Origin of the sequence: Actinocatenispora rupis (assembly GCF_016861975.1) — a bacterium.
GTDB classification, from domain to species: Bacteria; Actinomycetota; Actinomycetes; order Mycobacteriales; family Micromonosporaceae; genus Actinocatenispora; species Actinocatenispora rupis.
The window spans coordinates 57,398-76,122 of sequence record NZ_BOMB01000050.1; the positions used below are offsets into that span (position 1 = coordinate 57,398).

The window sequence follows — 18,725 nt, forward strand, 5'->3', positions numbered from 1 at the left end:
TGGTACGGCTCCGCCACGAGCCGTGGCGGCGATCCGCGCACACCGGTACCCGACGCGGTCGGCTCATCCGATCCGTCGCCGGTGTCCGTTTTCCGTGGAGTGGGACGCGTGACCTCAGTGACAGCTCGGCGTCGGCGACGGGCTCGGCGACGCGGACGGGGTCGGCGTGGGCAGCGGCGACGGTGTCACCGAGGCCGACGGTGAGGGCGACGCGCAGGTACCGCCGGGGGCGGGTGCCGGTGCGCGGGTGGAGCCGGCCGGCGAGGTCGAGTCGGTGGCCGGCGCGGACGCCGAGGTCGTACTCGACGGGCTCGCCGTGGTGCTGGTGGATGACGAGGCCGGCGCCGAGGCCGAGGTGGTCGACGTCGACGGCGACGCGCTAGCCGACGCCGACGCGGACGTCTGCGAGGCCGGTGCGGACGCGCTGGCCGACGGGGCCGGCGTGCCGCCGTTGTTGCCCGAGCCTGAGCCCGACGGTTTCGGCGTCGGCGATGTCGAGTGGGACGGGCTTGGCTTCGGCGCGGTGGAGCCGGACGGGCCGGGCTTGGCGGTCTTCGAGCCGGACGGGCTCGGCGACGGGCTGGGGTGCGGCTTGGGCTTGCTCGTACGCACGGCGGGGAGGACGCGGGTGGCGCCGTAGAAGCCGCCGAGCGACAGCGACACCACCTGCACCGGTACGCCGAAGGTCGGGGCCTGCACGATCTTGCCCTGCCCGATGTACATGGCGACGTGGTAGATGGAGGTGCTCTGGCCGGGGGTGTCGCCGTAGAAGATCAGGTCGCCGGGGAGGAGCTGGGACAGCGCGACCGGCCGCCCCGCCGTCGCCCGGTACTGCTGGTCGGCGATCCGCGGCAGCCCCACCCCGACCGACTGGTACGAGGCGAGCACGAGGCCGGAGCAGTCGTACGAGTCCGGTCCCTCGGCGGCCCACACGTACGGCTTGCCGAGCTGACTGAGCGCGAACCTGACCGCGGCGACGGCCTTCGGGTTGGCGCGCCAGCCCGCGACGTCGGAGCCGATCTGCCCGTCGTACTGCTGGAGCCACTGGCGCTGCTGCCGCTCGTCCTGCTGGAGGGCGGTGGCGTTCCTGGCGCGCAGCGTGTCGAGGTCGGAGATGGCCCGGTCGAGCTGCCGGCCGAGCGTCGAGTAGCGCTTCCGGTCGTCGGACTGCTGCTGCAACGCCCGCTTGTACGCCGACTCGGCGGCGGCCGCCAGCTCCTTGGCGTCCTGGTACGACGCGCCGTTCTGCCGGCCGTCGACGGTGCCCGGCTCGGCGAGCCACGGCGCGAGCTTCGCCAGCGCCCGGTACTCCTTGGCGGCCGGGTCGAGGTGGTCCGGGATCTTCGCCGCGCTCTTGTACGCCTTGCTGGCGTCCTTGCCGGTCCGGTCGCCGAACTCGCCGAGCAGCCGGTTGGCCAGGTCGAGGTTGCGCTTCGCGGCCGCGACGTTCTGCCTGTCGCTGTCGAGCTGCTGCTTGGCCTGCTTCTTGTCCTCGGCGAGGCGCTGCACCTGCGCGGTCTGCGCGCCGATCTGGTCGCCGATCGGGCCGCCGACCGAGGCGCCGGTGGCGGGCGCGCCGGTGGTCGGTGTGCCGCCGGTGGACGGTGGGGTCACGCTGCCGCCCGGCCGCGGCACGGAGCCGGTGTCCGGCGGCGCCGCCGGTACGCCCGCGCCCGGGGTGGTGCCGGCGGCCGGTGTCACGGGGTCCGCGTACGCGGCGGTGGTGCTGCCGAGACCGGCGAACAGGATGGTGGCGGCCAGCCCGACCGAGGCCAACCATGGCCGGCGCCGCATTCTCCGACTGGTACGCAGAGCCTGTCCGTGCATGTCACCGTCCCGCTCACGTTGGCCGCCGGGGCGTGGTTGCTCTCCTGTTGAGACGATCACCACCGTACGACGACGTCCGCCCACCGTTCTACCGGTGGTCAGGTCACAAAACCCTGGGAATGGTGCCTTCCGCAGGGTTTGCCTGGCAAGGGCGGCGTGCCAGCCGATCGCCCGCGGCCGTAGTCTTGGCCGGTCGGACCCGGTCAGTATGGACGGTCCGGCGTACGGCCGAGAGGAGTCTCAGCGATGGCAGACCCGAACGGGTTCCGGGACCGGATCGAGGCGGCGGTCGCCACCGGCGCACCGCTGACCGCCGACGACGGTGTCGCCCTGCTCGGCCACGACGACCTGTCCTGGCTGGGCGGTCTCGCGCACCGGGTGCGCGGCGCGCGCTCCGGTGTCGTGACCACGTTCGTGCCGACCGCCGATCCTGCCACCCTCCCCGGCGTCACCACCTGGGCGTACGCGGCGGGGCAGGCGCCCGCCGACCGGGTCGCCGCGCTGCTCGCGCTGCGCGGGCAGGTCGTGGTGCCGGTGCGGACCGACCCCGACGACCTCGACCACACCGCGTCGCCGGCCGAGATGCTGAAGCTGTTCGCGGTGGCCCGGCTGCTGCTGCCGGCCGACACCGTGCTCGGCGTCGACCTCGCCACCCACCCCGAGTCGACCGCGCAGCTGCTGCTCGACTTCGGCGCCGCCGACCTGCTCGTACCGGCGGACGGGTTCGACGCCGACCACTGGGCCGAGCTGATCTGGGACGCGGGCGGCACCCCGGTGCAGCGCGACGAGGCGTACGGCACGGTCCGCGACTTCGGTCCGGCGCACACCCAGGCGGAGCGTCGCGCCGAACCGCAGTCCGTCTTCAGCTGACGCGGCGCGCCCCGAACACTTCGACGCATCGCGCCGCGGGCGGGTTCACCGCCGGTCGGTGTCGTCCCCGTACGCCCGGCCGAACGGGGACGCCTCGTCGCCGTACGGCGCGCCGTACCCACCGGGCGGTCCCGACGCGGCCGGCCCGGACTGGGGCGGCCCGTACTGCGGGGCGGGCGGCTGACCGTACCCGGCCGGCGGGCCCCGGTACGGCGCGGGCGGGCCGGCCTGGCCCTGCGGTGGTGCGGTCTTCTTCTTGCCGTTGCGCGAGACGAGCACGACGGTCAGGACGATGCCACCGACCACGACGAGTACCACGAACAGGCAGCACAGGGTGCTGAGTACGGAGACGCGCACGGCGGCATCATAGCGACGGCGCGTACCGGCTGGGTCGTTCGTCCCGGACACGACCGTGGCGTCCACATCGTTGTGGACGCCACGGCCGTTGGGGGGAGGAGGAAGGACTCAGGCGGGGAGTTCGAGGAACTCCGCGCGCACGATGCCGCCGAGGATCGCGCACCAGGTGGTGGTGTCGGCGACGCCGGTGGCGGGCAGGTGGTGCAGGCGCTGCATGGCGCGGACGGCCTGCACGGTGGCCGCGTCGTACTCCCCGGTCACGGTGAGGTCGTAGCCCTTGTGCGCGAGGATGCTCTGCGCGGCCTTGACCGGGTCGCCGGTGGAACCCGGGGTCAGCCGCGGCGCGAGCGCCTCCCACGTGGGCTGGGTGACGGTGCCGTCGCTGGCGACCTCGAAGCCGTGCTTCGCCTGGAAGTCCTGGACGGCGGCCTTCGTGGCGGCGCCGAACGTCGCGTTCGGCGTCACCGCGTACCCCTGCGCGGCCAGCAGGTACTGGAGGGTGGTGACGGTGGAGCCGGCGCTGGAGGTGAAGATGTCCGGCCAGGTGCGGGCCGGCACGTCGCGCAGCCGTTCGCCGCAGGCGCGCGCGACGGCGAGCCGCAGCTTCGGGAACTCGCGGTAGAAGGCGATGCCGGGGCAGTCGGTGTTGTTCCAGTCCCAGTGGCCGAACATGTTCCAGGCGTGGATCCCGTACTGGCGGCAGATGGTGGTGCAGAGCCGTACCAGGGAGGCGAGCAGCGCGGGCGGGGGCGTCTCGGTGACGTACGTGCCCTCGTTCTCGATGCCGATGGACTGGGTGTTCTCGCCGACGCAGTGCGCGCCCTGCACCTGCTGGGTGCCGAGTTCGAGGGACGGCAGCGACTCGTGCCGGCCCTCCAGCACGTACCCGCCGCGGCTGACGGTGAAGTGCTGTCCGGTGTCGGCCCAGCCGTTGCCGTCCATGTGCAGCGCCTGGCAGTCGCGGGCGAGCTGCTTGGCGTGCTCCTCCGAGTAGTCCGTGACGTTCGGGAACGCCATGTGGTGCACGACGATCTTGCGGGTGGTGCCCTTGAGGATCGTCAGGTCGCTGTCCGGTACCGGCCGGGCGCCCCAGCTCGCGGTGTCGATGATCCACGGGATCTTCGTCGTCTCGGGCGCGGCACCGGCACCGTCGGCGTACGCGGGGCTGCCGAGGGCGGTGAGCCCGAGCCCGGCGGCGCCCGCGGCTGCCGCGGTACCGATGCCGGCGCGCAGGACGCCGCGGCGGCTGAGCGGACCCTGGAATCCGGTCATGTGAATCCCTTCCGGCACTGGCATAGATGTGCGGGATGCGATGTCGACAACGGAGAATATTGCCAACACCGGCGCCGCAACAGCCCCCAACCGGTCGAGTTACGCAGCCGAATCGTGACCTGTCAGATCCGCCCGCGGGCGCTCAGCCAGGCACGATGCTGCTCGTCGGCCCGCCGCCACAGTGCGTCGACCGCATCCCCACCGAGCGCGTCCACCGGTACGCCGAAGTCGGCGAGCGCCGCGGCCAGCTCGTCCCGGTCGGCCAGCGTTCGGGTCTCGATGGCGTCCGGGGAGCGGCGCACCAGCGACCGCGCGCGCAGGCTCATCGAGTGGTCGTGGTGCGGCTGCTGCACCACCAGCGTCTGCACGTACGACGAGGACGGCGCGGTGGCCAGCTCGGCGCAGCGGTCCGCGAAGTCGTTGAGCGCCAACGGATCCGTCCGGAACTCGTACCCCGGGGCGGTGCCGGTCGGGTGGTGCACCATCCGCCACGTGCCGGACAGGTCCCGCCGCACCTGGTACGTCAGCGGACCCTGCGGGTACGTGCCGATGGCGAGCGGCAGCGGGGCCAGGAACCCGTCGCCGAAGCCGACGTCGGCGAGCATCCAGTCGTCCGGGCCGGTCGCGACGAGCAGCGCGAGGTGGTTGCCCCAGGCCGCGGGGCCGTCCCGCTCGACGTTCACCGCGGACCGGACGTACCGGACGGTGAAGCCGAGTTGGCTCAACAGCAACCCGAACGCGCCGTTCAGTTCGAAACAGAAGCCGCCGCGCCGTCGCCGGACGATCTTGTCGGCCAGCGCCGCCGGATCCAGCGAGACCGGCCGACCCAGCTGGATGTCGATGTTCTCGTACGGCACGGTCGCCAGGTGCGCGCGGTGCAGCGCCACGAGCGTGTCGGTATCGGGCCGGACCGGGCCGCGGTACCCGATCCGCTCCAGGTACCCGGTCACGTCGATCATGCCGCCGATGATGCCCGCCCCGCGCGACCACGTACGCTCGGCGGGGGTGGAGGTGGTGATGGCGCGGGCGACGTTTCCGCGGCGCGATCCGGACGGGCGGGTGGCCCGGTTCGGCGAGTTCGTCGTGGCCGCGGTCGTGTGGCTGGTCGTCGCGTTCGTCGCGCTGACCGTCATCGACGTGCTGAGTTCGCTGGTCGGCATCGGTGCCGTCGGGTCGTCGCGCGGCTGGCTCGTCGCCGTCCTCGCGGTCTGGCTGTTCGTCGAGGACTTCCGCGCCTGGCGCGGCACCCGCTCCCGCGCCAAGATCGGGCTGCTCGCCGCCCTCGTGGCGCTGCTCGTCGGCCTCGCCGCCGGGTACGGGATGGCCTGGCTCGCGCCGGGTCTGCCCTCGCTGGTGACCGGCTCGGTCGCCGCCACCGTCGCCGTCCTGGCGTACGCACCTGTCTGGTTCTACGGCATCCGCTGGGCCGAGTGAGGAGAACGTGTCGTGAGCCCTGCGATCAAGTACACCCTGGGTCGGGTCGGCCTGTTCGTGGTCATCGCGGCGGCGCTGCTTCCGTTCCGCCTCAACCTGTTCCTCGACCTGATGATCGCCCTGCTCGTCTCCATGCCGCTGTCGTACTTCCTGCTCAAGCGGTGGCGCGAGCAGATGGCGGAGAAGATCGACGACTCGATGCGGAAGCGCAAGGACGAGAAGAAGAAGCTGCGCGCCGCGTTGTCCGGCGACGACGACCGCGCCTGAGCGCGCGGGGTGTCCGGACTGCTCCGGACACCCCGGCGGTGGTCAGGCCCAGTTCGGGTTGCGGTGGTCGGTGACGGTCGGCCAGGGCAGGTCGACCGGCTTGTACAGGTAGGCGACGCCGCCGGAGCCGGAGCCGATCTTCCCGTTCGACAGGTGCCGCTTGGTACGCAGCCAGATCGTCTCGAACTGGTGCCGCTTGTACACGTGCCGTACCGCGTCGTCGTCGGCGGACGCCGGGTCGTTGACGATCACGTCGCCGTCGGCGGTGAAGCCCACGATGACGAGCAGGTGGCCTGACGTGTTGTAGCCGGCGCCGTCGAGTTCGCTGGCGTAGAAGGACACCGAGCAGACCACCGGGATGCCGCGGGCGACGAGCCGCTCCGCCTCGTTCAGCGAACGGATCTGCGTGACGATCGTGTCCAGCCCGCCGTACGTCGCGGCGTACGCGGCGTTGAACGGCCAGTTCCCGCAGCCCTCGTACTGGTAGTCGTAGGTGTAGCGGGCGCCCTGGTCGACCTGCGGGTCGGCGTAGCTCGGGTCGACCCAGGCGAGCTGGCGCGCGGTGGGCTTCTTGCCCCAGTAGTACAGGACCATGGTGGTCGAGGTGGGTGAGCACCACGCCTCGCCGCCGTTGTCGTACTCCGGGTACTGGCCGGCGTGGATGTCCTGGGAGAACCGCGGCACGGGCAGCTCGACGGCGTGCGTGAGCCCCGGCGTGGACGCCGGCACGTCGAACCGGTCCGGCACGTTCGAGGCGAACGCGCCCAGCCGGTACACGAACGGCGTCTGCCGGCTGCCCGCCGTCCGGTACAGCGTCAGGCGCAGCTGGTACGAGGTGAGCGCGATGCCGTTCGCCGCGTCGTCCGAGTCCACCTGGAACGTGTCGGTGTACACGCCGGAGTAGTCGTCGCCCTGGCCGTCCAGCGACGTACGGCGGATGTCGGCGTCGCCGTCGCCCGCCGTCCACCGCCCCATCACGTACCAGGGGGTGGTCTTGCCGTCGGTGTAGCTGCCCTGCATCTCGACCTGGATCCACGTGCCCTCGGGGGCGTCGGCGTTCCAGGAGGCGACGAGTTCGGTGGCGCCGAAGCCGAGGCGGTACACCGGCGACGTCCACGTCGCGTACTCGTACCGCCGGGTGGTGTTGGTGTGCGGGTCGGTGTACGCGGTGGTGCCGGCGGGCCGGGCCAGGTAGACACCGGCGCGGCGGCCGGCACGTACCGCGGCGCCGTCGGCGTGGCCGGCGAACCAGTCACCGGGCCGGGTGTACGCGTGGTAGTTGATCGGCACGTCCGCCGCGCCGTCCGCGAACGCCGGCGCGGCGCCGGCGAGCGCGGCACCCGGTACGACGAGCGCGCCACCGACCGCGGCGGCGCCGCCGAGGAGGGCTCTCCGGCTGAGCGAAGGGGTACGTGTCATCGGTGCTCCCGTGGTCGTGGGTGGGCGGTGCGGCGCGTACCGGCGGCTCAGGCGTCCGGTACGCGCGGGAGATGCACGACGCGAGCCACTATCCCCCTGGGCAGGAAGTTTCGCCAGCACCTCGGCCCAATGGAGGATTTCTCGTTATGCGTGGCGCGGACCACGCCGGGGCTGCACAGCGTGACGGCCGGTCTGTACGGTGGGCCGATGCGCGGGGCACGCCGACGACAGCGGAACGACGAGACACCGCAGACCCCGCATTCGCCCCAGGAAACCGGATCCGAGTACGTACCGGACGGGTCGGGCCCCGGCGGACCGGGACGTCACCGACCAACCCGGCGCCGCGGCCGGCCCCTCGCCATCGCCGTCGTCGTCCTGCTCGCCATCACCGTCCCCGGCGCCGCCCTGTACGGCGTGCGCTGGGTGCAGCACCACCCGCACGCGATGATCACGTTCGGCGACGACCACACGGCGCCGGCGCGCTCCAGCCGCAACGCCACACGCACCCCGGTGCCGGCGCCGCCGAGCGCGTCCCCCTCCGCCAGCGGCTCCGCGTCCCCGTCCGGCCCGGCGTCCAGCCGCCCCGTCGAGAGCGCCGCCGGGTACGAGAAGGAGGTCGCGCGCGAGATCAACGCCGCCCGCGCCAAGGCCAAGTGCGGCCCCCTCCGGTACGACTCGCGCCTCGCCGCCGCCGCCCGCGCGCACAGCGACGACATGGCCACCCGCAACTACTTCGACCACACCTCGCCCGACGGCGTCACCCCCTGGGACCGCGCCAAGGCCGTCGGGTACACCGACCCGAGCGCCGAGAACATCGCCGCCGGCCAGGCCACCCCCGCGGCCGTCGTACGGGCCTGGCTCGCCAGCCCCGGCCACCGCGCCAACATCCTCAACTGCGCCTCGCACGCCAGCGGCATCGGCTTCGCCACCGGCGGGAAGTACCACTACTACTGGACCCAACTCTTTGGGTACAAGTAACCGCCGCTGGCGCGCCGTCCCAGGCCGCAGCCGTTCTACTGTCTCTGACCAGGTAAAACACCGGTCATCGATGGTCATCACTGGTCGTCGCAAGTCCCTCCAGTACGGCCCGGCCACGGCCCAGACGGCCCAGAGCCGGCCCCGCTAGTCCACAGTGGACAGTTCCTCTGCGCCCTTCGTCGGCAGGTTCGACGGAGGGCGCAGTGCTGCGCGCGTACGGGCGGCGGCGCTTCTGCGGTGCGGCTGGCCGCCGTGGACCACGACCACCGGCTTCCGGTGCCGAGGTGGCCCCGGGGTTGGGCCGCCTCGGCGTCGATCGCCCGGAAGCACAGGCCAAGGGCGACCATGCAGGGCGATCGTGGGCAGCAGCCCGAATCGGTCTCGTGGTCCTGGCCCTCGGGCAGCTCGGCCAGGCGCCGGTTCGGCGGCGGCGCTCCGGCCCCGTAGGCGCCAGCCGAAGGGGCCGGACCTTACCGCCGCCGGGCCGGCGCCGCGCCGCGCTTGCGCGGCGCCTTGATCCAGTAGAGACCAATTCGGCAGTCGTCGCACTGCGCATGGGTGACCTATGGCGCAGATGCTCGACGCTCGGGCGTCAAGAGTCTGGTGCCAGTGTGCTGGTCATTGCTCAAACGGGTCGGGCGGTGAGGCGGTTGACGACTCTCGCTCATCGCTGGACTGATTCGCGTGCTGCGTGGGCAATAGGACGCCGGTGGGGGGAATATGTGGCTCCTCCCAAGGATCGAACAGTGGCGGCACACTATAGTCCCGTGGAGAATCGATACTTACCGTTCCGCCGGAGAACTTTGCCGATTTAAAGGTAACTCGACCTCCGTGGAACGCGGCGCCGAGGAAGTCAACTTCTCCTCCTGAGAATTCGGTGACGTCAAAGCTTAGAATGCCGCTATAAAAACTTGACTGACTAAGGTGGCAACGCCGCCATCGATCGATGCGAAAGAGAAGTCAACAGTACCGCCGCGAAAGTCGACGGCTGCGAAATCGATCGACCCGGCAGTAATGTGCGACTGGGAGAAGTCAACTTCTCCACCTAATAACTGGGTGAATGGAAATTGCACGGCGGCGCCGATGAATCTCGCGCCATCGAACTTGATTGCTCCGGAGATGACTTGCGTGTATAAGAACTCAACATTCCCCGCGGAGAAGGTTGCATCAGTGGCGTTGATTATCCCTCCACAGAATCGCGCGCCCGAAAACATGACGTCAGCGCCGCAGAACACTGCATCACGGAGGTCAACAACACCATCGGAGAAGGTAGCGGCCACGAAGCTGACGGATCCTGACGAGAAGACTGCGCCACGAAGGTCCGCCCCATCTACAAGTGCGCCGGAGAAGTCGAAGTCATGACCACACCATGACTGCCGAGAAGCCCCGGGTCGGAGGTGGTTTCCGATGAGGCGCCACATGGTGTGGCGGACCTCGCGTTGAGAGAGAAAGGCCGCGTGTGTGTCGGGCTCGTCCGGTTGGTCGGCGGCGCAAGGCATGCGAAGTTGGGCACAGAGTACGTCGATGCAGGTTTGGCGGCCGGATTCCCAGTCGTCGGCGAGGTGGGCAAGCGCGTACGCCCCGCCTAGGCGTACGGCGGGGCTGTCGTTGCCGAGTTGGGCGACACAGGCTCCGAAACGCTCGGTGAAGAGTTTGATTTCTTCGCGGTGATGGGTAGCCTCAGCGCGCGCTTCGGATGCTTCGCCAAGTTGCTGCTTGCGGTACGCGACAGTCAAGGCGATGACCGCGCCGACTCCGGCGACCACGGACATGGCGATCTTGACGATGTCCAGTTGTTCGCTGGCCCCCAGGTTGCCCAGATGCAGTGCTCCCCCAAGTCCGTGGAGCAGCAGCCAGCCCGACCCGACCAGGACGCCCGCGCCGAGCAGGACGAACAGCGCGAGTTGCGCGCCGAACCGCAGTCTCAAGGGCCGACGACCGCGGTCCGACTTTGGTAGCAGCACCCAGTTCGGTCGAGGCGCCACGGCTTTTGCCAAGGCCAGAAGCTTTCGGGTGCCGCGGTACGGCATCGATCTAGGCTTCGACGTCATGCCTGTGTTGTAGCGGACGTCGACCAGCGTTTGCGGCTCTGGGCAGCCCGGCTCTGACTACGACTTGACGTGGGGCCAAGTCGCCTCTTCGACGTGCGCAAGCGCTCGGGACCAAGGGAATTGGCTGAGACGTTCTGATCCGGTGCCAGGCGGGTGGGGTTGCCACTCGCCTGGGCCGAGCATGATGTGGACGCCTTCGGCGCGGAGCTGGTCGACGCTGCGACGGAACGGGGCACGTGACGCGAGGCTGGCGTTCACGAAGGGGAGTACGACGATTGGGATGTCGTTGCCGATGGCCTCGGCGAGGATGTCGAGGGCGTACGTGTCGGCGATGCCGTTGGCCCACTTGTTGATCGTGTTGTACGTAGCGGGAGCGACGATCAACGCGTCGGCCTTCGGGCGAGGTCCGGAACGCTGGTTGTCCGGTGGGCGGTGGGAGTGGCGGACCGGCGCACCGGTCAGGCTCGCCAGTTCGTCTAGGTCGAGGAATGGCACGGCTGACGGCGTGGCGATCAGGTAGGGGCGCCATCCGCGGTCTTTGGCCTCGGTGATGAGGCGGCCGACGTACGGGGCGGGGCCGGCTCCGCACGTGACGATCCACAGGGCGGGGCTGTCGGTCACGTGGTTCTCCTGACGCGTTCGGTGAGTTCGCGGACGTTCGCGGCGACGCTGGCTGGTGCGGAGCTGGCGAGATCGTCGGCAAGCCTGAGCACGGCAGGTCGACGGGCGATCTCCTGTGGCGCAACGGATTCGGCGTTGCGGAGGGCGAGATAGGCGCGGTCGTACTTGCCCCATTGAACGAACGCCTTGGCGACGTCGATGCAGAGCGTTACGCGGCGTTCGGTCACGTCGATGACGGACGGGTCGATCTTGCGGGCGTACGAGACCGCGGCGCCGGCGTCGCCGAGCTTTACGGCGAGGTTCACCCGGTGCAGGAGGACGTTGGTCGGGCCGAACGCGGTCCACTGGTAGTTGTGGTCTCCGCCGAGCCGGCGTCCTGCATCGTCGGCCTCGGTAAGCAGGTCGAGCGCGGTGTCACGGTCGCTGTCGTTGGCGGCGGCCGACGCGCCTCGCAACAGCAGCGAGCCGTACAGCGACAGCATCCGCGGATCGTCCATGCCGTCGACGTGCTGCATCGATGCAGCCGCTTCGGCGGCGAAGGTGGCGGCCCGGTTGGTGTGGCCGGAACTCATCAGCGTGTGCGTGATGATGCGGGCACCGGATCCGATCGCGAGTGGGCTGCCGCTGGATTCGGCGGCGGTCATGCTGCGTTCGGCCGCGACTCCGGCGAGCCCGGCGTCTCCGAGTTTGAGCAGGATGCTCGCTGCGACGTGGTGCGCCTCGGCGGAGAGTACGAGGGCGTCGCGTCGCTGGTCGCCGTCGAGCTGGTCGATCGCCACCCGCAGCGTGGACAGCAACGCGGGCAGGATCGCGCTCACTTCGCCGTACTGGCACGCCTGGTACTGGCGCTTGGCGTTGCTGACCGCGACGCGCAACGCACCAAGGTCGGGCACCTGGTCCAGCTTCCGACCGGCGCCGAACGTCGAGTACGTGGTGAGAGCGGCGGCGAGCGCAGGGGCCGCCAGGGCGAGGCCGGCGGCCGTACCCAGCAGCTCACGGCGGCGCATCGCTTCCCGCCCCCCGGTGGTCGGATTGGCGTCAAGGACCTGATCCCAGGAGACCTCGGTCGACGCTGAGGGCGCTCGTGTTGGGCGGGTTGGTGTGAGCGGCTCGTCAGTTCGAGGGGCCAAGCCGAGCAGGAAGCGGGCCTCGTTCGGCATGTCGAGGCGTTCCGCGAGTCGTAACAGGACGTCGATGTTTTCCACGCGGCGATGGCCGTTGACGATCTCGCTCACCCGTCCCTGGGTGAGGTCGAGCTGCACGGCGATGCGGTTCTGACTGGCCCCGGTGTGCTGGCGTACGAGGCGGATCAGGGCGCCAATGTCGCGGTCTGCGAGGGCATCGGTGACCTCCGGGCGGCCCCAGAACCCTGGTGGCACCCGGACGGGCTCCCATGCGCGGACCGCCACCCGATCGGCTCCCCGGTAGTCGTGTTGTCTCGTTGCGTGGTTCGAGCCCAGCTTAGGCCGCCGATCTTGCCGCCGGAACCTCGATCGTTCCCACCGTGGGAACACCCGGTGATATGGGATCCGCGCCTCGCTGGCCCGAATGTTGGTGTCATGACGGGGACCAAGCAACCACGGGTGTGCCGCTCCTGCGATGGGCGGGGATGGAAGTACTTCACCGCGCGACTCGCGCTCGTCGGTCTGGTCGAGCGGGAAGGGGCCTCGCGGTGGGAGAGGCTGCCGTGCCCCGACTGTGCCGCGCCGACAAGGCACGCGGCATGACCGGCTTGTACGCGTCCGAGCCGACGCAGCCCCACTCCGAGTCCCACTGGTACCGCGTGCGGCGGGCCGTCGACATGATGCCGACCGGCGTTGCGGTCGCCACCGTGGTCGCGTACCCGGCGAGTGGCGTGGTGGCGCTGCACATGCCGACCGGATCCATGGCACGGCTGCCGGCCGGCGATGCGCTCGGCATCTCGGCCTGCCTGTCGGCCGCGGTGGAGGGCAGTATCCCGGCCGCGGACGGCCTCGGCCTGGTCCTCGAAGCCGATCTCGGCGACGGCTGGGCCGATCTGAGATGAGGACTCCCGGCCGGCGCGCCTCATGGGCGACCGTCATCGCCGGCCGGGTACGGGGCAGGACGGGCGCGGTGACGCCGCCCTGTCGTACCCAGGGCGCGAGGGTGCCCCTGCGTCCGTCCTGCTCCCGCAATGAGACCGGCACCGGGCCGGGCGCTGGCGTCCCCCACGCGTGGCTCCCCAGCGCGCAACCAGGCCCGCCCGGCTCGGTGCCATTCAACGACACGGAGGTGCCTCGGTGGCAACGATCTCGGTCGGTTCGTTCGTGCCGGTGCCCGGACAGGTCGTGTACCTGACAGACAAGGCATCGCCCCAGTTCGTCAACAGTCCGATCCGGCTGTTGATTACCGCCAATGCTGAACCGTCCACAGTGGACGAACGGCAAGGGCACACCGCCGTCGACTCGGCATGGTTGGCGTTGACAGGATGGGAACTCGATCAACACGGCAAGCGGGTCCGCCATCGTGACCACGTCGCGGCGTACAAGGACGGCATCATCGTGTGCGGCAACCCTGGCGTACGCCGCTGCGGAGGTGGACGCGATCGTGCCCGGTGAGTCGACGCCCGGCCGACCGGTTGTCGGTCTGGAACGCAAGGCCATGACCCGTGAACTGACGCGCCGTTACCTGGCGGGCGAGTCCCTGCGCGCGCTGGCTGCGAGTACTGGGCGCTCGTACTGGTTCGTGCGGTCGCTGCTCTGTGAGGCGGGTGTACGGCTGCGATCCCGTGGCGGAGCCCGCAGGGGCGCCCGGATGACTTTTCGACCTGACTCTTCTACTCTGCCTCTTAGGCATTAAGCTCTTGATTAATCAGGTAGCCGAGTGAGACGGCATGGGGTCGATGAGTGATGGCGTACGAACCACGACTGAGCAAGTACGCCGAGATCGTGTCGGCGCTTCAGCGTCGCATTGAAGACGGTACGTACCAGCCGGGGACATTGCTGCCGAGTCAGTCGCAACTGGCGACGGAGTTCGGCGTCTCCCAACAGACCGCGGTACGCGCACTGAACATCCTCAAGCAGGACGGCCACATCGAGGGCCGCCAGGGTAAGGGCTACGTGGTCCGCGGCCGGCCAAGTGCATCCCGACGCGGCGCACCCGAGTACATCGACAACCTGTTGAGCGCCGATGAGGCCGCCAGCGAACTGTTGGGCGTGGACGCCATTCTCGCTTCGCCGCGGATCGCGTCGGTGCTCAAGGTCAAGGAGCACAGCGCCGTGTTCGCTCGGCGGCGGCTCATCACCGGCGAGGACGGGCCGATCGCGCTGTCCACCGCGTACATGCCGGTGCAGGTTGCCATTGAGGCCGGCTTGGACAGTCCGGAACCGATGGCAGGAAGCTTACGGACGCGGATCGAAGCGGCGCGGCGAACCCGGTTCGACTTCGTGATCGAGAGCGTGACTGCACGGCTCCCCACCGACGAAGAGGCGGAGCGGCTGAAGATGGAGACCGCGAGCGCGGTGCTCTGGCTGCTGATCACGGCGTACGCGCCGGACGGCTCGGCGCTGGTGGCGCTGGAGGTCGTCCTACCTGGCTCGCTCCACGAGCTGACCGACACGTACGGCTTGACGAGCTGACGAACTGACGTCGCCCCAAGGGCGCTGGCCAACCCGGTCGGCGCCCTTCTTCGTGTGCCGTCGACCTTGCGCCCGTTGATGATCTTGTGGACCTCCCCGCGGTGCACCATCGCCCATGCTCGCCCCATTCGACAGTGATCCAGGTCTCACATGTCGAAGCCAGATGACTTGCATGTATAGGTTGTCGGCTCTAATCTTGAGGCAACTTCATTGGTTAAGCGCTGAACATCTCAGTGCTTATGTCTCAGGAAGGTAGTGCGGAGATGGCAATCCCCATGGGTCTGCGGGTTGAGATTCCGTCTGAGGTGGCGTTCCCGAACCGGGTGCTGTTTCTCGGTGTGCAGGCGGAGACGGACTTCGAGAAGCGGGGTCAGGCTGACGACCAGGCGCGGGACAAGCAGACCGGACAGCGGGTGTGGTCGGTGACGGTGATGGATCTGGACCCGGACGCTGCGAAGTTCGGGCGGAATGCTCAGCTCAAGGTGAAGGTGTTGGCGGAGCATCAGCCGGTGCCGCCGGCATCGAAGATCCCGGGGTACCCGCCGGTCATCGAGTTCGAGGGCTTGCAGTTCACGCCGTATGTGGATGACAAGAAGTGCCGGGCGCCGCAGGACGGCCGGCAGCACAAGTGCAAGGCGCAGCAGACGTTCTCGTTTCGCGCGACCGGGATCGTGGAGCCGCGCGAGATCGCCGTACCGGTCGCCTCAGACTCGGCGGCCTGACCCCTCACCCCTTGTGGGAGGCGCGGGGCGGCTCGTGCTTGGCGGCTGACCGCCCCGCGCTTCTCCTGATCACACAGGAGTACACGAGCATGACACGGCATGATGTCGCGGCTTTGGCCTGCCCTGCGCTGGCCGGGATCCGCACGGCGTACTGCTCCGCCGAGAGCGCGGAGGCACGGGCGGCGGCGCTGGTGGAGATCGCTGGCGCGGCGTCCGCGCTGGCCCGGACGATCTCTCGGTACCGGCACGTCGACCCCCGATCGGTCCTCGGCCTCGTGTCCCGGCCGGAGGACGTGGCCCCGGTCTTCGGCCGCGGGCGGTGGCTGCCCACGATGACGTTCCACGTTCCGGCCTCGTCGCCCGTACAGCCGGTGCGGCGCAACCGAACCGCGGCCCGCGTGCGGGTGACGGTCGTACAGCCCGCGCTGTTCCAGACCACGACTGCGGTCGGGGGTGCGCGATGAACGACGGCGTTCGGTGGGGTCGGCCGGGCGAGTTGTGCACGTGCGGCCGTCAAGCGATCGAGGTGTTCGAGACCGATCACGGCCCGGTGGGCTGGTGCCGGATCTCCGATGGCGGCAACAGCGTTGGCCCGTGCCCGTTCTGCGGTTCGCCGCGGAAGCACTTCACGCCGTGGGGCGACCTTGGCCGCTGCCCGTCGTACCGGCTGCGTCTGGTCGGGGGTGACGTGTGATGGGTGTTCGTCGTGAGGCGCAACTGGTCGAGTACAAGCGTGCGGTGTTCGGTGTGCCGCGGTGGGCGCTGCTGGTGGGTCTTCTGTTCCGCCAGCTCGGCCGTCTGGTGTGGCTGGTGCTGCGGTACTGGCGGATGACCGGCCCGGCGGTGCTGCTGGTCGTGCTGGCGGTCAAGGCGGGCTGGGAGACCGTCCCGATCCTCGCCGTGCTGATTGCCGCGGGCCTGTCGGGCTGGCGGATCGGGCACCGGGATTCGTTCGGCGTGTGGGTGAAGTGGCCGTGGTTGTCCCGCTGGCGTCGGTGGTGGCTGTACCGGCGTGGTTGGGAGTCCACGATGCGGGGTAGCGGTCTGGCGGTGTCGTACGGGTCGGTGCAGCACTGGCCGCCGATGCTGTCGGTCAAGTCTTCCCCGGCGGGTGATGTGGTGCGGGTCCGGCTGCTGCGCGGCCAGACCCCGGAGCACTGGACGAAGAAGTCCGCGGAGCTGGCGTACTCGTTCGGCACGCGCCTGTGCCGGGTGTTCTCCGGCCGGATCAACGTCATGCCCAAAGCCCGTACCGGTCGCCTCGGCCGTGTGCTGGCGTGGTGGGACCGTCGCCGATTCGGCCGGGACGTGCCGGGTGAGATGACGTTGGTGTTCGTGCGCGGTGACCTGCTCGCGTATGCCGTCCCTGCGATCGGCGCTGAGCACATCCCGGCGACGCCGGACCTGTCCGGGCTGCCTGTTGGGATCCGGGAAGACAGCACGTGGCTGAACCTCGTCCTCACCCAGACGCACGTCCTGATCGCCGGGGCGACGGGGTCGGGAAAGGGGTCGGTCATCTGGTCGCTGCTGCGGGCACTGGCGGGCGGGATCCGGTCGGGGTGGGTGCAGGTGTGGGCGATCGATCCGAAGGGCGGCATGGAGCTGGCGATGGGCCGGCGGCTGTTCTCCCGGTTCGCCTTCACGAGCCTGACGGAGATGGCCGACGTGCTGGATGCGGCGGTTGAGGTGATGCGGCAGCGGCAGGCCCGCCTCGCCGGGGTGGTTCGGCAGCACGCTCCGTCTCGGCAGGATCCGACGATCGTCGTCCTGGTGGACGAGCTGGCCGCGCTCACGGCGTACCTGACGGACAAGGAGTTGAAGGCTCGGATCGAGGCGGCGCTTGCCGTCCTGCTGTCCCAGGGTCGGGCGCTCGGGGTGCATGTCGTGGCGGCGGTGCAGGACCCGCGGAAGGAGACGGTGAAGTTCCGGGACCTGTTTCCGACCCGCGTGGGTCTGCGGATGACTGAGGACGAGCAGGTCGACATGGTGCTCGGCGATGGCGCCCGTAAGCGCGGTGCGCTGGCCGACCAGATCCCGGCCAGCCTGCCCGGCGTCGGGTACGTGCTGGTCGACGACCGGCCCGAACCCGTCCGGGTCCGCTTCACGCACGTCACCGACGCCCACATCCGCGACATGGACGCCCGCTACGCCACCCCCACACCCGCCCCGACCACTCCGGCTCCGGTGCCACCCCAGCGGAGCGCTCCGACCACCGGCAACACCGGCGGCACCGGCGGCACCGGCGGCGGGAACGGCGCGGGGAACGGGCCGCTGCCGATCCAGTTGTTCAACAAGCTGCGGGGTGGCCAGTGACCGCCGTCGAACGACGCGCCGCCCGACTGTGGCGCATCCGCGTCCCCGGCGCCCTGCTGTCCGGCACGGCGGTCACGGTCCGGCTCGACGCCAGCGAGACCGACGCCCGGATATGGGTCGCTGTCGGGGCCGGGCACCGCCGGCTGCCGCTGTCGATCGGCGAAGCCTGGGCGGTGTTCAAGCTGCTGGGCGAAGCCCTGGACATCACCGGCGACCCGCCCGCCTTCGTCCGCACCCCCGTCCAACCGACCAGCAGATAGAAGGAGGGGGCGAGACGTGTCCGCAACACGCAAAGCTGAGAGCACGGCCCGGCTGGTGATCATGGCAGCGATCGGGCTCATGGCCGGCGCCGCCTCGTTCACGCACATGCATGACTGGACGATGCAGAAGGCGCCGGACGGCACGCCGGAGTGGTTCGGCTGGGCTAACGCCGTCGTCTCCGAACTCACCCCCGCGCTGGCCCTGCTCGAATGGCGGCGCCGTCGCAGGATGGGCGGGTCGGTCGTGTACCCGGTGGCGTTGCTGGTCGGTTCCGGGCTGCTGTCGCTGGCCGCGCAGATCTCCCAGGCCGGCGACTCGTGGTCGTCCAAGGGTCTCGCCGCTCTGCCCGCCCTGGCGTTCACGCTGTTGATCAAGCTCGTACTGTCCAGCCTCCCCACCGGCCAGGAGGAGCCACACCCGGTGCCCCACAACGAAACCCGTACCCATCCGTCCACACAGGAGAACGCGCCGACCACCACGGCCACCATCAACCCAGCCCCACCCGTTCCGGCTCCGGCCCCGGCACCGGTTCGGCCCGCCGTGGCTCGCGTCGTCGCCCCATCCCGCCCCGTAACGCGGGTCAACGGCACTGAGGTGTCGGCATGACAGCCGTGAAGCCAACCGCGCTCGTGCTCCCGGACCTGGGTCAGGAGGAGACTCCTCGGCCCGGGTCGCGGGCGGCGCGTCTGCTGCAGCCGGTGGCGAAGGACATGGCCGCCGAGCTGGCGAAACAG

Annotated in this window: 21 protein-coding genes; 13 read left to right on the top strand and 8 right to left on the bottom strand. The window is 70.1% G+C overall.

The features are described 5' to 3' along the window. Positions 1-114: 114 nt before the first annotated feature. On the bottom strand, positions 115-1,794 hold the full coding sequence (locus Aru02nite_RS34170; protein ID WP_203664537.1) for a C40 family peptidase: 1,680 nt from the start codon (positions 1,792-1,794) through the stop codon (positions 115-117). 279 nt (positions 1,795-2,073) lie between these two features. On the opposite strand from Aru02nite_RS34170, the gene Aru02nite_RS34175 reads away from it, so the two are divergent. Beyond that, a complete protein-coding gene (locus tag Aru02nite_RS34175) occupies positions 2,074-2,697 on the top strand; it encodes a hypothetical protein (RefSeq protein ID WP_203664539.1) in 624 nt (207 codons plus the stop codon). A gap of 45 nt (positions 2,698-2,742) precedes the next feature. Here Aru02nite_RS34175 and Aru02nite_RS34180 read toward each other — a convergent pair whose 3' ends face one another. The 3 genes from Aru02nite_RS34180 to Aru02nite_RS34190 all read right to left on the bottom strand — a co-directional run bounded on the left by Aru02nite_RS34180 (position 2,743) and on the right by Aru02nite_RS34190 (position 5,285). Beyond that, positions 2,743-3,054, bottom strand: coding sequence for a hypothetical protein (locus Aru02nite_RS34180; protein ID WP_203664540.1), 312 nt, complete (start codon positions 3,052-3,054; stop codon positions 2,743-2,745). Between the two features lie 108 nt (positions 3,055-3,162). Then, entirely contained in the window at positions 3,163-4,326 is a 1,164-nt protein-coding gene (locus Aru02nite_RS34185; RefSeq protein ID WP_203664541.1) for a peptidoglycan recognition protein family protein, read from the bottom strand. A gap of 122 nt (positions 4,327-4,448) precedes the next feature. After that, complete coding sequence (locus Aru02nite_RS34190; protein WP_203664542.1) at positions 4,449-5,285, bottom strand: arylamine N-acetyltransferase family protein; 837 nt, start codon at positions 5,283-5,285, stop codon at positions 4,449-4,451. A 7-nt stretch (positions 5,286-5,292) separates the two neighbouring features. Here Aru02nite_RS34190 and Aru02nite_RS34195 point away from each other — a divergent pair, with 7 nt between their 5' ends. Beyond that, positions 5,293-5,760, top strand: coding sequence for a hypothetical protein (locus Aru02nite_RS34195; protein WP_203664543.1), 468 nt, complete (start codon positions 5,293-5,295; stop codon positions 5,758-5,760). Between the two features lie 12 nt (positions 5,761-5,772). Further along, entirely contained in the window at positions 5,773-6,027 is a 255-nt protein-coding gene (locus Aru02nite_RS34200; protein WP_203664544.1) for a DUF4229 domain-containing protein, read from the top strand. A gap of 42 nt (positions 6,028-6,069) precedes the next feature. Here Aru02nite_RS34200 and Aru02nite_RS34205 read toward each other — a convergent pair whose 3' ends face one another. Continuing rightward, positions 6,070-7,446: a C39 family peptidase gene (locus Aru02nite_RS34205; RefSeq protein WP_203664545.1), complete on the bottom strand. Its 1,377-nt coding sequence runs from the start codon at positions 7,444-7,446 to the stop codon at positions 6,070-6,072. Between the two features lie 207 nt (positions 7,447-7,653). Here Aru02nite_RS34205 and Aru02nite_RS34210 point away from each other — a divergent pair, with 207 nt between their 5' ends. Beyond that, positions 7,654-8,424 carry a CAP domain-containing protein gene (locus tag Aru02nite_RS34210; protein ID WP_239077126.1) on the top strand — a complete coding sequence of 257 codons (771 nt, stop codon included), beginning with the start codon at positions 7,654-7,656 and terminating at the stop codon, positions 8,422-8,424. 890 nt (positions 8,425-9,314) lie between these two features. On the opposite strand, the gene Aru02nite_RS34215 is transcribed toward Aru02nite_RS34210, so the two are convergent. From Aru02nite_RS34215 to Aru02nite_RS37040, 3 genes are read right to left on the bottom strand one after another with little or no spacing between them, the layout of a single operon-like run. Then, positions 9,315-10,475 carry a pentapeptide repeat-containing protein gene (locus Aru02nite_RS34215; protein ID WP_203664547.1) on the bottom strand — a complete coding sequence of 387 codons (1,161 nt, stop codon included), beginning with the start codon at positions 10,473-10,475 and terminating at the stop codon, positions 9,315-9,317. 57 nt (positions 10,476-10,532) lie between these two features. Beyond that, the gene (locus tag Aru02nite_RS34220; protein ID WP_239077127.1) at positions 10,533-11,096 is read right to left on the bottom strand and encodes a flavoprotein; all 564 of its coding nucleotides are present in this window, start codon (positions 11,094-11,096) and stop codon (positions 10,533-10,535) included. Further along, complete coding sequence (locus Aru02nite_RS37040) at positions 11,093-12,505, bottom strand: helix-turn-helix domain-containing protein (protein WP_239077128.1); 1,413 nt, start codon at positions 12,503-12,505, stop codon at positions 11,093-11,095. The genes Aru02nite_RS34220 and Aru02nite_RS37040 overlap by 4 nt, the downstream gene beginning before the upstream one ends. A gap of 314 nt (positions 12,506-12,819) precedes the next feature. On the opposite strand from Aru02nite_RS37040, the gene Aru02nite_RS34225 reads away from it, so the two are divergent. From Aru02nite_RS34225 to Aru02nite_RS34260, 9 genes are all read left to right on the top strand, one after another. Next, complete coding sequence (locus Aru02nite_RS34225; protein ID WP_203664549.1) at positions 12,820-13,122, top strand: hypothetical protein; 303 nt, start codon at positions 12,820-12,822, stop codon at positions 13,120-13,122. 235 nt (positions 13,123-13,357) lie between these two features. Beyond that, entirely contained in the window at positions 13,358-13,675 is a 318-nt protein-coding gene (locus Aru02nite_RS34230) for a hypothetical protein (RefSeq protein WP_203664550.1), read from the top strand. Beyond that, entirely contained in the window at positions 13,653-13,916 is a 264-nt protein-coding gene (locus tag Aru02nite_RS37045; protein ID WP_373325042.1) for a helix-turn-helix domain-containing protein, read from the top strand. Before Aru02nite_RS34230 ends, Aru02nite_RS37045 begins: the two co-directional genes overlap by 23 nt. Before the next feature lie 50 nt (positions 13,917-13,966). Beyond that, complete coding sequence (locus tag Aru02nite_RS34235) at positions 13,967-14,695, top strand: GntR family transcriptional regulator (protein WP_203664551.1); 729 nt, start codon at positions 13,967-13,969, stop codon at positions 14,693-14,695. A gap of 239 nt (positions 14,696-14,934) precedes the next feature. Next, positions 14,935-15,417, top strand: a complete 483-nt coding sequence (locus Aru02nite_RS34240) for a hypothetical protein (RefSeq protein WP_239077129.1) — start codon at positions 14,935-14,937, stop codon at positions 15,415-15,417. A gap of 89 nt (positions 15,418-15,506) precedes the next feature. Beyond that, entirely contained in the window at positions 15,507-15,881 is a 375-nt protein-coding gene (locus Aru02nite_RS34245; protein WP_203664552.1) for a hypothetical protein, read from the top strand. Positions 15,882-16,110: 229 nt separating this feature from the next. Next, positions 16,111-17,730: an FtsK/SpoIIIE domain-containing protein gene (locus tag Aru02nite_RS34250; protein WP_203664553.1), complete on the top strand. Its 1,620-nt coding sequence runs from the start codon at positions 16,111-16,113 to the stop codon at positions 17,728-17,730. Then, on the top strand, positions 17,727-17,990 hold the full coding sequence (locus Aru02nite_RS34255; RefSeq protein WP_203664554.1) for a hypothetical protein: 264 nt from the start codon (positions 17,727-17,729) through the stop codon (positions 17,988-17,990). Before Aru02nite_RS34250 ends, Aru02nite_RS34255 begins: the two co-directional genes overlap by 4 nt. Positions 17,991-18,051: 61 nt before the next feature. Continuing rightward, positions 18,052-18,597, top strand: coding sequence for a hypothetical protein (locus Aru02nite_RS34260; protein WP_203664555.1), 546 nt, complete (start codon positions 18,052-18,054; stop codon positions 18,595-18,597). Positions 18,598-18,725: the final 128 nt, after the last annotated feature.

What these genes read in the sequence shown, in the direction of transcription:
- Aru02nite_RS34235 (WP_203664551.1), top strand. Translation starts at nt 13,967, where the DNA reads ATGGCGTACGAACCACGACTGAGCAAGTACGCCGAGATCGTGTCGGCG.
- Aru02nite_RS34245 (WP_203664552.1), top strand. Translation starts at nt 15,507, where the DNA reads ATGACACGGCATGATGTCGCGGCTTTGGCCTGCCCTGCGCTGGCCGGG.
- Aru02nite_RS34240 (WP_239077129.1), top strand. Translation starts at nt 14,935, where the DNA reads ATGTCTCAGGAAGGTAGTGCGGAGATGGCAATCCCCATGGGTCTGCGG.
- Aru02nite_RS34260 (WP_203664555.1), top strand. Translation starts at nt 18,052, where the DNA reads ATGGCAGCGATCGGGCTCATGGCCGGCGCCGCCTCGTTCACGCACATG.
- Aru02nite_RS34170 (WP_203664537.1), bottom strand. Translation starts at nt 1,794, where the DNA reads ATGCGGCGCCGGCCATGGTTGGCCTCGGTCGGGCTGGCCGCCACCATC.
- Aru02nite_RS34210 (WP_239077126.1), top strand. Translation starts at nt 7,654, where the DNA reads ATGCGCGGGGCACGCCGACGACAGCGGAACGACGAGACACCGCAGACC.
- Aru02nite_RS34175 (WP_203664539.1), top strand. Translation starts at nt 2,074, where the DNA reads ATGGCAGACCCGAACGGGTTCCGGGACCGGATCGAGGCGGCGGTCGCC.
- Aru02nite_RS34190 (WP_203664542.1), bottom strand. Translation starts at nt 5,285, where the DNA reads ATGATCGACGTGACCGGGTACCTGGAGCGGATCGGGTACCGCGGCCCG.
- Aru02nite_RS34205 (WP_203664545.1), bottom strand. Translation starts at nt 7,446, where the DNA reads ATGACACGTACCCCTTCGCTCAGCCGGAGAGCCCTCCTCGGCGGCGCC.
- Aru02nite_RS34185 (WP_203664541.1), bottom strand. Translation starts at nt 4,326, where the DNA reads ATGACCGGATTCCAGGGTCCGCTCAGCCGCCGCGGCGTCCTGCGCGCC.
- Aru02nite_RS34195 (WP_203664543.1), top strand. Translation starts at nt 5,293, where the DNA reads ATGATGCCCGCCCCGCGCGACCACGTACGCTCGGCGGGGGTGGAGGTG.
- Aru02nite_RS34225 (WP_203664549.1), top strand. Translation starts at nt 12,820, where the DNA reads ATGACCGGCTTGTACGCGTCCGAGCCGACGCAGCCCCACTCCGAGTCC.
- Aru02nite_RS34250 (WP_203664553.1), top strand. Translation starts at nt 16,111, where the DNA reads ATGGGTGTTCGTCGTGAGGCGCAACTGGTCGAGTACAAGCGTGCGGTG.
- Aru02nite_RS34215 (WP_203664547.1), bottom strand. Translation starts at nt 10,475, where the DNA reads ATGACGTCGAAGCCTAGATCGATGCCGTACCGCGGCACCCGAAAGCTT.